Origin of the sequence: Campylobacter sp. CFSAN093233 (assembly GCF_011068165.1) — a bacterium.
Classification (GTDB): Bacteria; Campylobacterota; Campylobacteria; order Campylobacterales; family Campylobacteraceae; genus Campylobacter_D; species Campylobacter_D jejuni.
Genome location: NZ_JAAMWY010000007.1, coordinates 128,584 through 142,454, shown reverse-complemented (window position 1 = coordinate 142,454; position 13,871 = coordinate 128,584). Strand labels below are relative to the sequence as shown.

General features: G+C 31.8%; 12 protein-coding genes and 4 tRNA genes. 9 read left to right on the top strand and 7 right to left on the bottom strand.

The window, feature by feature from the left end:
- Positions 1-19 precede the first annotated feature (19 nt).
- Positions 20-1,342, bottom strand: coding sequence for a chromosomal replication initiator protein DnaA (gene dnaA / locus FBF15_RS07095; RefSeq protein WP_038817103.1), 1,323 nt, complete (start codon positions 1,340-1,342; stop codon positions 20-22).
- A gap of 95 nt (positions 1,343-1,437) precedes the next feature.
- Here dnaA and ruvC point away from each other — a divergent pair, with 95 nt between their 5' ends.
- From ruvC to FBF15_RS07075, 4 genes are all read left to right on the top strand, one after another.
- Positions 1,438-1,920, top strand: coding sequence for a crossover junction endodeoxyribonuclease RuvC (gene ruvC, locus FBF15_RS07090; protein WP_010891952.1), 483 nt, complete (start codon positions 1,438-1,440; stop codon positions 1,918-1,920).
- A gap of 203 nt (positions 1,921-2,123) precedes the next feature.
- Positions 2,124-4,658, top strand: coding sequence for a flagellar hook protein FlgE (flgE, locus tag FBF15_RS07085; protein ID WP_038817104.1), 2,535 nt, complete (start codon positions 2,124-2,126; stop codon positions 4,656-4,658).
- Positions 4,659-4,903: 245 nt separating this feature from the next.
- Positions 4,904-5,287 (top strand): preQ(1) synthase, encoded by a 384-nt coding sequence (queF, locus tag FBF15_RS07080; protein WP_002834281.1) that lies wholly within the window; start codon positions 4,904-4,906, stop codon positions 5,285-5,287.
- A gap of 137 nt (positions 5,288-5,424) precedes the next feature.
- Positions 5,425-6,069 carry an outer membrane beta-barrel protein gene (locus FBF15_RS07075; RefSeq protein ID WP_002890434.1) on the top strand — a complete coding sequence of 215 codons (645 nt, stop codon included), beginning with the start codon at positions 5,425-5,427 and terminating at the stop codon, positions 6,067-6,069.
- Positions 6,070-6,104: 35 nt separating this feature from the next.
- On the opposite strand, the gene FBF15_RS07070 is transcribed toward FBF15_RS07075, so the two are convergent.
- Complete coding sequence (locus FBF15_RS07070; protein WP_002853105.1) at positions 6,105-6,734, bottom strand: hypothetical protein; 630 nt, start codon at positions 6,732-6,734, stop codon at positions 6,105-6,107.
- 319 nt (positions 6,735-7,053) lie between these two features.
- On the opposite strand from FBF15_RS07070, the gene leuA reads away from it, so the two are divergent.
- Genes leuA through leuD form a run of 4 tightly spaced genes read left to right on the top strand, consistent with a single transcriptional unit; the run spans position 7,054 to position 11,665 of the window.
- The gene (gene leuA / locus FBF15_RS07065) at positions 7,054-8,589 is read left to right on the top strand and encodes a 2-isopropylmalate synthase (protein ID WP_038817105.1); all 1,536 of its coding nucleotides are present in this window, start codon (positions 7,054-7,056) and stop codon (positions 8,587-8,589) included.
- Positions 8,586-9,662, top strand: coding sequence for a 3-isopropylmalate dehydrogenase (gene leuB, locus FBF15_RS07060; RefSeq protein WP_165434617.1), 1,077 nt, complete (start codon positions 8,586-8,588; stop codon positions 9,660-9,662). The genes leuA and leuB overlap by 4 nt, the downstream gene beginning before the upstream one ends.
- Positions 9,649-11,061 (top strand): 3-isopropylmalate dehydratase large subunit, encoded by a 1,413-nt coding sequence (gene leuC / locus FBF15_RS07055; RefSeq protein WP_072233177.1) that lies wholly within the window; start codon positions 9,649-9,651, stop codon positions 11,059-11,061. The genes leuB and leuC overlap by 14 nt, the downstream gene beginning before the upstream one ends.
- Before the next feature lies 1 nt (position 11,062).
- Entirely contained in the window at positions 11,063-11,665 is a 603-nt protein-coding gene (leuD, locus tag FBF15_RS07050; RefSeq protein WP_002853150.1) for a 3-isopropylmalate dehydratase small subunit, read from the top strand.
- Here leuD and FBF15_RS07045 read toward each other — a convergent pair.
- From FBF15_RS07045 to FBF15_RS07025, 5 genes are all read right to left on the bottom strand, one after another.
- Positions 11,645-12,175: a GNAT family N-acetyltransferase gene (locus tag FBF15_RS07045; protein ID WP_038817107.1), complete on the bottom strand. Its 531-nt coding sequence runs from the start codon at positions 12,173-12,175 to the stop codon at positions 11,645-11,647. The genes leuD and FBF15_RS07045 overlap by 21 nt on opposite strands.
- Before the next feature lie 27 nt (positions 12,176-12,202).
- Positions 12,203-12,278 (bottom strand) — tRNA-Val (locus FBF15_RS07040).
- A gap of 3 nt (positions 12,279-12,281) precedes the next feature.
- Positions 12,282-12,357 (bottom strand) — tRNA-Ala (locus FBF15_RS07035).
- A 139-nt stretch (positions 12,358-12,496) separates the two neighbouring features.
- On the bottom strand, positions 12,497-13,453 hold the full coding sequence (locus tag FBF15_RS07030) for a glycosyl transferase family 90 (RefSeq protein WP_032582173.1): 957 nt from the start codon (positions 13,451-13,453) through the stop codon (positions 12,497-12,499).
- Between the two features lie 113 nt (positions 13,454-13,566).
- Positions 13,567-13,654 (bottom strand) — tRNA-Ser (locus tag FBF15_RS07025).
- 134 nt (positions 13,655-13,788) lie between these two features.
- Here FBF15_RS07025 and FBF15_RS07020 point away from each other — a divergent pair.
- Positions 13,789-13,865: transfer RNA gene (locus FBF15_RS07020), tRNA-Met, on the top strand.
- Positions 13,866-13,871: the final 6 nt, after the last annotated feature.

Here is a 13,871-nt window from a genome sequence, read left to right as displayed (position 1 = left end):
ATTTTTCACATCCTTTCACTTAACTTTGACTTTTAACAAGAATTTTGTTTTTAAGTTCTTCGATTTTTGCTTTTAAAGAAGCATCATTTTCTATCATTTCTGTGATTTTTTTAACATTATGTGAAATAGCTGTATGGTCTTTCATTTCAAAATAATTCGCAAGTTGTGGCATAGTCAAAGCCGTAAGTGCCCTAGCTAGGTAAATCACAATGCGTCTTGCTGTGACTATATTTTGAGTTTTTTTATTGGATTTCACATCGCTTGGTTTGATGTTAAATTCTTTACATACCAAAGATAAAATGTCATCTATAGTGATATTTTCTTTCTTTTCTTTGATATGATCTTTCATCACACTTTTGGCAAGTTCGAGTGTGATTTCTTGTCCTAGTATGGTTGCATAAGCATTTAAACTTATGATGATACCTTCGATTTCTCTTATATTATCCCCTAAAGAAGTAGCGATATAGTTTATGATATCATTAGAAAGATTGATATCGTTAAATTCACATTTTTTTCTTATGATGGCTATTTTTGTATCTAGTTGAGGTGGAGTTATATCAGCTATGATCCCATGTGCAAAACGACTTTTTAAGCGTTCGGTTATACCTTTTAGCATGTTGGGTGGATTGTCTGAAGTCATGATGATTTGTCCATCGTTATTTTTGATTTCATTAAATATAAAGAAAAATTCTTCTTGAATTTTATCGGTTTTTCCTAAAAACTGCACATCATCTATAAGCAAAACATCGCAGTTTCTATACTTTTCATGAAATTTATCTAAAGAGCCATTTTTTAAATTTGAAGTAAAATCATTGATAAAATTTTCACTCGTAGCATAAATAACTTTTTTTCCCATTTCTAAGCTTGCATTTCCAACTGCTTGAAGTAAATGTGTTTTTCCAAGTCCTGTAGGCCCATAAACAAAGATAGGATTATAAAGTTTTCCAAGCTTATCTTTATGTGTTATAGCTTTACATGCTCCATAAGCGTATTTGTTAGAATCCCCTACAACAAAACTTTCAAAAGTAAAAGAAGGATTTAAAATCGTGCTTTGTGCTTTTATATGAGCTATGTCGATTTTTGTGCTTTTGTTATTTTGTTTAGCACTTTGTGCTTGTATATTTATGATGGCTTTATTTCCGCTTTGCACTTCATAAAAATGCGCGATTTTTTTGCCGTATTTTGTTTGTATGAATTTAGCCATGAGTTCATTTGGAGCGTTAAAAACCAAAAGATCTGCTTTGCTTTGTTTTTCGTTGAATTTTAAATTTGATAGATAGTTTTCGTATTCGTTTTCGCTTAATTCTTTTTTTAAATTTTCAAGTATTTGGCTTGGATTCATAATCTCTCTTTAAATTTTGCATAATGTATAAATTTTATCTTAAATTTCATAAAAAAAGGTTAAAATCCGCTTTTGTATTTTATTTTTCAAAAGGTATGAATTTGAAAATTTTAGGTATAGATCCAGGTTCAAGAAATTGCGGTTATGCTATCATAGAAGCTGACAAAGGAAAAAACATTCTCATAGAAGCAGGACTTATAAAGATAAAGCCAAGTACCTTACAGTATCAAATCACAGAGCTTTGCGAGGGTTTGGACTTGATTTTTAAAAATCATTCTTTTGATGAAGTGGCTATAGAAGATATCTTTTTTGCTTACAATCCAAAAACCGTTTTAAAACTCGCACAATTTCGCGGAGCCCTATCTTTAAAAATTCTTCAAATTCATGGAGATTTTGCAGAATACACTCCCTTACAAGTAAAAAAAGCCGTTACAGGAAAAGCCAAAGCAACTAAAGAACAAGTTGCTTTTATGGTAAAAAGGCTTTTAGGACTTAGTAAAGATATCAAGCCTTTGGATATCACAGATGCTATTGCAGTAGCTTTAACCCATGCAGCAAATTTAAGAGTTAGGGTGTGATTTTAGTAATTTTTATTACACAAAAGCCCAAAGCTTCATAAACTCCCAAAATACCTTTAAATTTTTTCTATAAATTTTTAAAAAATTCATAAAAAATTTCAAAAGTTGGAACAGAACTTGCTTGTAAACTTCACATAAACGCAAAAGTTTTTTAAAGCCAAAGCGTTAAATTTTTTAAAGCAATATTTTATAAAGGATTTAAGATGATGAGATCACTTTGGTCTGGCGTAAGCGGACTACAAGCACATCAAGTTGCGATGGATGTTGAAGGTAATAACATTTCAAATGTTAATACCACTGGTTTTAAATACTCCCGTGCAGATTTTGGGACTATGTTTAGCCAAACTGTGAAAATCGCTACAGCTCCAACTGATGGAAGAGGTGGATCTAATCCACTTCAAATTGGTCTTGGCGTTTCAGTAAGTTCTACAACTAGAATTCATTCTCAAGGTTCAGTTCAAACCACAGATAAAAACACTGATGTGGCTATAAATGGTGATGGTTTTTTTATGGTGAGTGATGATGGGGGGCTTACAAACTATCTTACAAGGAGCGGGGATTTTAAACTTGATGCTTATGGAAATTTTGTCAATAATGCCGGCTTTGTAGTTCAAGGGTGGAATATCAACTGGGATGATCAAACTATAGATAGTTCAAGAACTCCACAAAATATTTTTATCGATCCAGGTATGCATATCCCTGCAGCAAAATCCACAGAAGTAGCCATCAAAGCGAATTTAAATAGTGGTTTAAATATAGGAACTTCAAGTAGAAATCTTTATGCACTTGATTCTGTTCATGGATGGAATACTAAAACCCAAAGAGCAGAAGATGAAAATGATACAGGAACTACTCAGTTTTACACGACTTCTAAGAATGCTGTAGAAGTGACGGAAAAGGGTGTGGATGCGGGATCACTTTTTAATGCTAATGGACAGGGTTTAAATTTAAGAGAAGGTCAAGGAATTTGGGTGTCTTATGCGGATGCAAAATTTACTACAGATAAGCCAGCTAATGTTAATGTTTTTGATCCTAATAACCATACTAATCAAAATGGATCTATTTTTTGGGGTGATAAAGATAATGCTGTAATTTTGGATATTACCTTAAATGGTGTAAATATACAAAATGCAAATATTAGAAGTTTAGATGAAGCTATAGCTTATATCAATACCTTTACTGCACCAACGGATACAAGAGATGGAACAGGAGTTAAAGCTGTAAAAAAAGCAGATGGTTCAGGTATAGAATTTGTCAACGATAATGCCGATGGTACTACTGACAATATGAAAAATATTAATTTAACTGTTAATCAAGCTAATACTGCAGGGGAAAGACATGCAATCACTTGGAATGCCGGAAATAATAATTTTACAGCAACAAGTGCTAAAAACAATGCTAACTCTGTATGGATTCCAACAGCAGCTAATGTGAATGGTAACGCAGAGAGCATACAAATAATAACGGCTCATAAATATATTTATAGCTCTACCCCAGTTGATATTCCTCCTATGTATAATCCAGATGGTGGTCCAAATTTTATTGCTAATGGTAATCAAAGACCTACAGATCCTGCTTCTGCTAATTATTGGGATGCTATACAAGGAAGTTTAAAAAATGCTACTGAAAGAACTTTTAGAACCACAGAAGATTTAAGAGAGCTTTTGCAAAGAGATGCTAGATATGGAGTAGACTATGATGGAAATGGAAGTTCAGGATATGATGCTAATGATATCAATCAAGCTGTAAAAGTAGTGGTAACTGAAAATGGTAATTTTGCTATTTCTAACGCAAATGAAACTTCTACTATACCAGCTAATGCTGGTGCTGGTGCTGGTGCTGCTACAACAAATCCAAAAAATATGAGTTTTAATATAACTGCTTATAGTAATAAACAAGGAACTGTAAGTACCAATGATGCCTTTACTAAAATTTTTAAAGCTTTTGACGGAGTTTTAACAGTCGGAGGTCAGATCAAAGAAAGCGAACAACTTAAGCTTTCTGCTTTTTCAGCAGGACTTGAAATTTACGATTCCTTAGGTTCAAAACACACTTTAGAAGTGCAGTTTGTTAAGCAAAGCACCACTCAAGATGGGGGTAATGAATGGCAAATGATCATCCGTGTACCAGAACCTGCAGAGATTAACACTACAGGTGAAGGTCCTACAAATATCATCGTAGGAACAGCAAGATTTAATAATGATGGATCTTTAGCTAATTATACACCAAAAACGATAAATTTTTCACCAAATAACGGTGCTGCACCAAATCAACAAATCAAACTTTCCTTTGGAACAAGTGGAAGCAATGATGGCCTTGTAAGCTCAAATTCTGCTTCAACTCTAACAGGACAGGCAACTGATGGTTATACTTCAGGTAACTTAAAACCTGATGCTATCCGTGTGGATGACAAAGGTAATATCTTAGGTGAATTTACTAATGGCAAAACCTTTGCTGTAGCAAAAATAGCAATGGCTTCAGTGGCAAATAACTCAGGTCTTGAGGAAATTGGTGGAAATCTTTTTAAAGTCACTGCAAATAGTGGTAATATCGTAGTAGGCGAAGCAGGAACAGGAGGTCGTGGTGAAATGAAAACCTCAGCTCTTGAAATGTCAAATGTGGATTTAAGTCGTTCTTTAACAGAGCTTATTATCATTCAAAGAGGTTATCAAGCAAATTCAAAAACCATTTCAACGAGTGATCAAATGCTTCAAACTCTAATCCAGCTTAAACAATAATTTAAGCTTAGTATTCTATAAAATATTGTTTTTTGCTCCCTTTAAGGGAGCAAGCCTTGCTTTACAAGCCTATCTTGGTAGTCTTGTAATACTAGGCTTAGGCTTGAACTGCCTTCAATTTATTGCTAACTCACTCTTGCTAGGGGTGAGTTGCAATAAAATTGCATTTTCTTATCTGTATCATAATCGTTTTAAAAACTTATTTTGTTATAATTTTTGCTTGAATTTAAATTTAAGGAAAATCTATGCGTTATGGTGAAAAAGAAATCAAAGAATTTGATGTAGAAAATATGGAAATTTGGCCAAATGATGCGAAAAATGACTATATCATTAAAATCACTTTACCTGAATTTATGTGTTGTTGTCCGCGTTCGGGTTATCCTGACTTTGCGACGATTTATCTTGAGTATATGCCTGATAAATTTGTGGTTGAGCTTAAGGCGATAAAACTTTATATCAATACTTTTATGTATAGAAATGTTTCACATGAAGCAAGTATCAATGAAATTTACAATACTTTAAAAGATAAATTAAAACCAAAATGGATTAAAGTTGTGGGGGATTTTAACCCGCGTGGAAATGTACATACGGTGATAGAATGTCGTAGCGATATGGTAGTGCCAAAATAATATTTGAGTAAAATATTAACATATTTTTATGCAAAGATTAAGTATTTTATCAAAAATTCTTATTTAATCTTTGAAGAATATATAATATAAAAAGATCTAAATTTTTTAGATCGAATTTTATTATAAGGAGTTAGGTTATGAATAAAAAATTATTAAGCATTATCGCAAGTACTACTTTGTTTTCAAATTTGGCTTTAGCAGATGAGAATTCTGGTTTTTTTATAGGTGCTGATGCAGCTTGGATGCATGCTCAAGTAAAAAGTGAGTTAAAACATAAGAATACAAAGCAAAATTTTAATGGAGATATTTCAGGTAATATACCATCGTTTGGTCTAAAACTTGGATATCGTTTAAATGAAAATCATAGAATTTATGCTGGTTATAATTATTCTGATGAATTTAGTGATTTTATCAAAACTCCTAAAATTCAAATCGAAGGTGATTTTACTACACATAAATTTTTAACAGGTTATGATTTTACTCCTAAGCTTTTTGAAAAAACCAGAGCTGTTTTAGGTGTGTATGGAGGATATGCAAGAACAGATCTTACCTTAAAAACAAGCTTTTTATCTTTGTCGCAAAATTTTGACGGTTATTTTTATGGAGCGAAAATAGGTGCTTTATATGATTTGACACCACATAATGAAATAGAATTAGGCTTTAAAGCAGAGCAAATTCATTATAATTCTAGAAATTTTTATCAAAATAAAGTGGGTTCAAACTTTTACGATCCTAAACAAACAAATTATGGTGTATATTTAGGATATAATTATAAATTTTAATCTAATGCAAGTTTTTATAACTTGCATTAATGAAATCAACCTCCACCGATAAAGTATTTTTCAACATCATCAAGTAGTTTTTCACAAATTTGAGAATCTGTATTTTTTTCTACTACAAGATTGATATAAGTTTTAGTATCTCTGAAACTTCCTGCTGATTTTGAATTTTCACGAGTGAGTTTTTGATTCTCTTTAGTATATTCTATAGTGATGTTAAATTTTAGAGCAGCACTTGCTTCACCTAAATTCGTTTTTACTACTACATTCATTTTAGAAGCTTTAGCAAGTGTAGCTTGGGTTTTGTTTATGATCTCTTTAAAGCGTTGGCAAGATCGTATAAGTGTAGCGATAAATTTGTTATCAAGTCCTTCATAAGCTACTTTGAGTTTATTTTTGATATCTTTTGTACTTTCTTTTTCAGGGGCAACAAAAACCATATAAAAACCATTTTTTATAGTCACATTGTCTGTTTTTACATCGCGTCCACTTGACATAACTTTAACATAAATGGCATTATCAAGATAAACACGATCTACCATAGGCCCATAAATTTCGTATTCTTTTTTTCGGACTATGACTTCACGAGCTAGGACATTTAATTTCACATTGGCTTCGTGGATAACAGGTTCCATTTCTTTTTTAATCTCTAAGAGTTCTTTTAACATCAACTTCCTTTTTGTTACTTAAAATTACAATTATATCAATAATTTTCTTAATTTAAGAATTTTACAAACACATTTACTAAAAATATGATACATTAAGTATTAATTTTAACAAAGGAGGAAAAGATGAAACAAATTTTTGAAATTTCAAATTCAGTCCAACAAAAAAGTAAAGACAATACTTTTAATCTGCTACTGCAACTCTCACTCTAAAACTCAATTTTATTTTTAATCATTTTTTACATTTTTAATTTTTTATCATTGTTGTTAAGTTTTTGAATTTTTAATTCATTCAGTCTGTTTGGTTTTAAAGGATTAAATCATGAAAGATAATAAAATCATAATCTTTGATACCACTTTGCGAGATGGAGAACAAGCTTTAGGCAGTTCTTTGGGTATCAATCAAAAATTACAAATCGCTTTAGCGCTTGAAAATTTAGGCGTAGACGTTATAGAAGCAGGTTTTCCGGTATCTTCACAAGGGGATTTTAAAGCGGTGCAAAAGATCGCTTCTAAGGTTAAAAACTCAACTATTTGTGCACTTTCTAGAGCATTGGATAAAGATATAGATATGGCTTATGAAGCTTTAAAAGTGGCAAAGCATTTTAGAATTCATACTTTTATAGCCACTTCGACTTTGCATATGCAAGATAAATTAAAAAAAGATTTTGATGAAATTTTGTCTATGGCAAAAAGAGCGATTATAAGAGCAAGATCTTATACTGATGATGTAGAATTCTCATGCGAAGATGCAGGAAGAACTCTGATAGATAATCTTTGTTTTATGGTGGAAAATGCGATAAAAGCAGGCGCTAAAACTATAAATATCCCAGATACCGTAGGCTATACCTTGCCAAGTGAATTTGCTAATATCATCAAAATTTTATTTAACAAAGTGCCAAATATAGACAAAGCTATCATTTCTGTGCATTGTCACAATGACTTAGGTATGGCAACGGGCAATAGCTTAAGTGCTATTTTACAAGGTGCAAGACAGATAGAGTGCACTATAAATGGACTTGGCGAAAGGGCGGGCAATTGTGCTTTAGAAGAAGTGGTTATGGCGATAAAAACTAGGAAAGATTATTTAAAAGGTTTTTATACTGATATTAAATGTGAAAATATCTTTAAAACTTCAAAATTAGTTTCAGCTATCACTAATGAAAGCATACCTTCGCATAAAGCTATAGTGGGTAGCAATGCGTTTTCTCATAGTTCAGGCATTCATCAAGATGGAGTGCTTAAAAATAGGCAAATTTACGAGATCATAAGCCCTAGTGCCATAGGAATTCATGACAATCGTATGTTAATGACGGCAAGAAGTGGAAGGGCTATGATAAAAACTTGCCTTGAAAATTTAGGCTATGATGAAAATACTTATAATTTAGATGATGTTTATGAGCGTTTTTTACGCCTTGCGGATAAAAAGGGTCAAGTATATGATTATGATTTGGAAGCTTTGATGTTTTTAAGCTATGAAAATGAAGAAGAAAATGAATTTGTGATTGAAAAATTAAGCGTGATTAGTGGCAATATCCCAACTGCTTGTGTTTGTATGCGTATTAAAGAAGAGTTAAAAACTGAAGCTTGCACAGGAAATGGTCCTGTTGAAGCAGTTTTTAACTGCATTGCTAGGATAACAAATTTAAAGCCTGTGTTAAAAGCTTATAGTATCAATGCAAAAAGTTCAGGAGTAGATGCTCAAGGGCAAGTGGATGTGGATTTGGAATTTAAAGGGAGAAAATTCCATGGAAAAGGACTTTCAACAGATGTTATAGAAGCTTCAGCACAAGCTTTTGTGAGTGCTTACAATGCGATTTATCGCTCTTTAAAAGTAGAAGAAAGGAAAATGGCATGAAAACTTATAAAGTAGCTGTCTTAGCAGGAGATGGTATAGGGCCTTTGGTAATGAAAGAGGCTTTAAAAATTTTAACTTTTATCTCACAAAAATACAATTTTAGTTTTGAATTTAATGAAGCTAAAATAGGCGGTGCAAGTATAGATGCTTATGGAGTGGCTTTAAGTGATGAAACTTTAAAGCTTTGTGAGCAAAGTGATGCGATTTTATTTGGTTCTGTGGGTGGGCCTAAATGGGATAATTTGCCCATAGATCAAAGACCTGAAAGAGCCTCGCTTTTGCCTTTAAGAAAGCATTTTAATTTGTTTGCAAATTTGCGTCCTTGTAAAATTTATGAAAGTTTAACTCATGCTTCACCTTTAAAAAATGAGATTATCCAAAAAGGAGTGGATATTTTATGTGTTAGAGAGCTTACAGGTGGGATTTATTTTGGTAAGCAAGATTTAGGCAAAGAAAGTGCGTATGATACTGAAATTTACACTAAAAAAGAGATAGAAAGGATAACTCATATCGCTTTTGAAAGTGCAAGAATAAGAAAGAAAAAAGTGCATTTAATCGACAAAGCAAATGTTTTAGCAAGTTCTATTTTGTGGCGAGAAGTGGTGGCAAATGTTGCAAAAGATTATCAAGATATAAACTTAGAGTACATGTATGTGGATAATGCTGCGATGCAGATTGTAAAAAATCCTAGCATTTTTGATGTTATGCTTTGTTCAAATCTTTTTGGTGATATTTTGAGCGATGAGTTAGCTGCCATTAATGGATCTTTGGGTTTGTTAAGTTCAGCAAGTTTAAACGATAAAGGTTTTGGATTTTATGAGCCAGCAGGTGGAAGTGCACCTGATATAGCTCATTTAAATATAGCTAATCCCATAGCTCAAATTTTAAGTGCGGCTTTGATGTTAAAGTATAGTTTCAAAGAAGAACAAGCCGCACAGGATATAGAAAATGCTATATCTTTGGCATTGGCACAAGGAAAAATGACTAAGGATTTAAATGCTAAGTCGTATTTAAATACTGATGAAATGGGGGATTGTATTTTAGAAATTTTAAAGGAGAATAATAATGGCTAAAACTTTATATGAGAAAGTCTTTGATGCTCATGTGGTTTATGAAGGCAAAAACGAACTTCCTATACTTTATATCGATAGACATTTAATCCATGAAGTAACAAGCCCTCAAGCATTTTCAGGGCTTAAAATGGCTAAGCGTAGAATGGCAAGAGCGGATTTAACTTTGGCTACCATAGATCATGATGTTTCAACTAAAAGCGTGGATTTAAATGCTTGTTCTGATATGGCAAAAGAGCAAATTACAACTTTGATGCAAAATACTAAGGAATTTGGAGTAAGGCTTTTAGGACTTGGAGATAAAAATCAAGGCATAGTTCATATAGTAGGTCCTGAGCTTGGCTTTACTTTACCTGGGGTTACTTTAGTTTGTGGGGATTCTCATACGGCAACACATGGGGCTTTTGGAGCTTTAGCCTTTGGTATAGGCACGAGTGAAGTAGAGCATGTCATGGCAACGCAAACTTTAAAACAAGCCAAACTTAAAACTATGAAAATCGAATGTAAAGGGCAGTTTCAAAAAGGCGTTTATGCTAAGGATTTGATTTTGTATTTGATCGCACAATACGGCACAGCAAAAGGCACAGGTTATGCTATAGAATTTTGTGGAGAACTTATAAAAAATTTAAGCATGGAAGCTAGAATGACTCTTTGTAATATGGCTATAGAATTTGGAGCTAAAGTAGGTATGATAGCTCCTGATGAGATCACTTTTGAGTATATTAAGGGAAAGGAATTTGCACCTAAAGGAGAAGAATTTCAAAAGTATTGCGAGTATTGGAAGAGTTTAAGAAGCGATGAAGGAGCAAAATATGATGAGAGTATTACTCTAGATGTAAGCAAGATAAAACCACAAATTAGCTATGGAACAAACCCTTCGCAAGTGATTGGTATAGATGAAAAAATTCCAAAAATAAGTGATTTTAAAAATCAAAGTGAGCAAAAATCTTTGCTTGATGCTTTATCTTATGTAAATTTAGAGCAAGATCAAGTTATAGAAGGGGTAAAAATCGACATTGTATTTATAGGATCTTGCACAAATGGGCGTTTAGAAGATCTTAAAATAGCCGCTGATATCTTAAAAGGGCGCAAAATTCATAAAAATGTTAAAGCTTTAATCGTGCCTGGTTCAATGCAAGTAAGAAAAGAAGCTGAAAATTTAGGACTCGATAAGATTTTTATCGAGGCAGGGTGTGAGTGGAGATATGCAGGGTGTTCTATGTGTCTTGGTATGAATGATGACAAAGCAAATTCAGGTCAAAGAGTTGCTTCAACTTCAAATCGTAACTTTGTAGGCAGACAAGGTAAAGGTTCTATCACTCATTTGATGAGTCCTGCAAGTGCGGCAGCTTGTGCCATAGAAGGTGTTATTTGTGATAATAGAAAGTATTTAGGAGTTTAATATGCAAAAATTTATTATACATAAAGGTATAGCTTGTCCTTTAGAATATGCCAATATAGACACAGATCAAATTATACCTAAGCAATTTTTACTTGCAGTGTCTAAGCAAGGTTTTGGCAAGCATTTGTTCCATGATTTGCGTTATTTAGATGATAAAGAAAGTGTTTTAAATATGGATTTTAATCTCAATAAAAAAGAATATCAAAATAGCTCTATTTTGGTGAGTTTTGAAAATTTTGGTAGTGGCTCTTCAAGAGAGCATGCGCCTTGGGCTTTGGTTGATTATGGTATTAGAGCTATTATCGCACCTTCTTTTGCGGATATTTTTAAAAACAATGCCTTAGGAAACGGTTTGCTCACTATAGAACTTGCTAAAGATGAGGTTTTGGAAATAGTTGATGAGTTAAAAAAATCCCAAGATAAAAATATAGAAATTTCTTTGTTGGAAAAAAGAGTATTTTTTAAAGATAAGATTTTTTCTTTTGATTTAGATGATTTTCACAGAATTTGTCTTTTGGAAGGGCTTGATAATATAGCTTTAACTTTAAAACATGAAGCACAAATCAAAGCCTATGAAAAAAACTCAAAAAGCTTTTTGGTTTAGAATTTTTTCATAAGCTAAAAAAGGATCTTGGTAATTAGGTATGTCAAAGTTTCCACAAAAATTAAAATCAAGCTTTTTAAAAAGCGAATTCATAGGAAAATTTTTACTATGAGTATCTGCTCTTAAACTTGCCTTGTGATTTTCCAAGGCAAAATTTTCGCAAAAATTTAAAAGTTTTTGTGCCACGCCTTTGCCTTTTGCCTTTTGTTTGACAGCTAAACGGTGTAGATAAAAGGCTTTATCATCATAATTTTTGTTAAAAATAACTTGTTTGTAAAATTCAGGTTCAAATTTTTCATTGATACAGATAAAGCCTAAAATTTCATCATTTTCTTTAAACACATAAAGTTCTTGTGCTTGTATATCTTCTTGAAAAACTATTTCATTGGGATAATTCTCATCCCATTGGTGAAAATTCATAGTTTTCATAGCATTTAAAGCATCTTTTGTGATTTCAAGTATAGAATTTAAATCTTTATTGACGGCTTTTTGTATGATAGTGTTTTGCATGATAATCCTTTGTATAAGGAAGGGTGATGGTGGCTCCGATTGGACTTGAACCAACGGCCACTACCATGTCAAGGTAGTGCTCTACCAGCTGAGCTACGGAACCATATGGTGGAGCATAGCGGGTTCGAACCGCTGACCCCAACGCTGCCAGCGTTGTGCTCTCCCAGCTGAGCTAATGCCCCTTTATAAGTCTGAGATTTTATCGCAATATTACTTGTTTTTGGCTGAAAACTAAAATCAAATTTTTAATTTATGATGTAATATATGTATAAAAAGATTTATTTTTTATGAAAAATTAGAGAATTAATGAGAGTAATTTTACTATTTGATTAATTCTAAAATATCTCTTTTTTTGTTAAGTTCAAGTTGTCTAGAATAATAAAAATATTTGGTCAAAACCAAAATTCCTATATGGAATTCTTTTTTCTTATCTAAAAATTTCTTAATATATTGATGAGCATTATTAATAATTTCCAATGCATCTTTTGGGCGACTTTTAAAATATTCAATTACTGCTGACAAATTCTCATTATCAATCAAAGCAAAGTGATAATTTGGTTTTAAAGTTCCTTCCATAAACCAAGTTTCGCAAGTTATTTTTGGAGCTAAAACTAAAGAATTAGAATTCATAGCCCATTTTAAGTTGCTTGCTACATCGTTACCCTCTAAAGAAATTATAAATTTATATTTCATTTGTTCTTTTTTGTTTAAAAAGTTTTTTTTCCATTGGCTAGGTTGTTTTGAAGTATCTCCTATATCGCAAAAAGTTCTACCAAAATAAGAATCAAAAAATTCTTTTCGATGATTTTGATATACTGCTCCTCTAAATATTGCTATATCCTTTTTATTTTCATAGTTTATGTTATCTTTTAAAAAGCAAAAGTGCCTATTTTTATCAAGTTTTAATAAAATATTATTTATATTATTTTCCAAAGATCTCGATTTGCAAATAGTTGCTTCTTTAAAAGTATGTCTTACATCGCCAAATTCTTTATTCCATAAAAATTCATCTTTAAAGTATTTACTGATTTCATAAGCATCAAAAGCATAAGAGGTGCTTTTAAAAGGAAATTTTCCTATTTTTTCCTTTGCTGTAGGTGTAAAAAATTCATTTATTTGATTATAATATTTAACTCGAGTTTGTATTTCTTCTAAGTCTTTAATATTGTATTTTAAAATATCATTAAAAATTTTATCTAAATTTATTTGAAAAAAATATCTTGGTATAAAAGATATTCCTATTCCTCTTAAATTCATCAAAAGTCTTGATTGTAGCATTATAAAAAACCTAATAAATAAAATTTTTAATATTTTATCAAAAATTTAAGAATTTATAAACAATAAAATAACTTTTGACAAAACAATAGTATTTTAAATATTAAAAATAAGAATGGCAGACAGGAAGGGATTTGAACCCTCGAAAGCTTGCACTTTACACGCGTTCCAGGCGTGCTCCTTCAACCGCTCGGACACCTGTCTATGAAATAAAGCGTTTATTATATCTATAAAAGCTTTAAAAATAAAGAAATTTTTTAAATATTGAAAATAAAATTATTTTTTTAAAAATCAGAAAATTTTTAGTAAAAAGTAGTATAATTATATTTTTATTTTTAGTCAGGGTAGCTCAGCTGGTTAGAGCGCTGGTCTCATAAGCCGGAGGTCGGGAGTTCAAGTCTCCCCCTTGACACCATTAAGT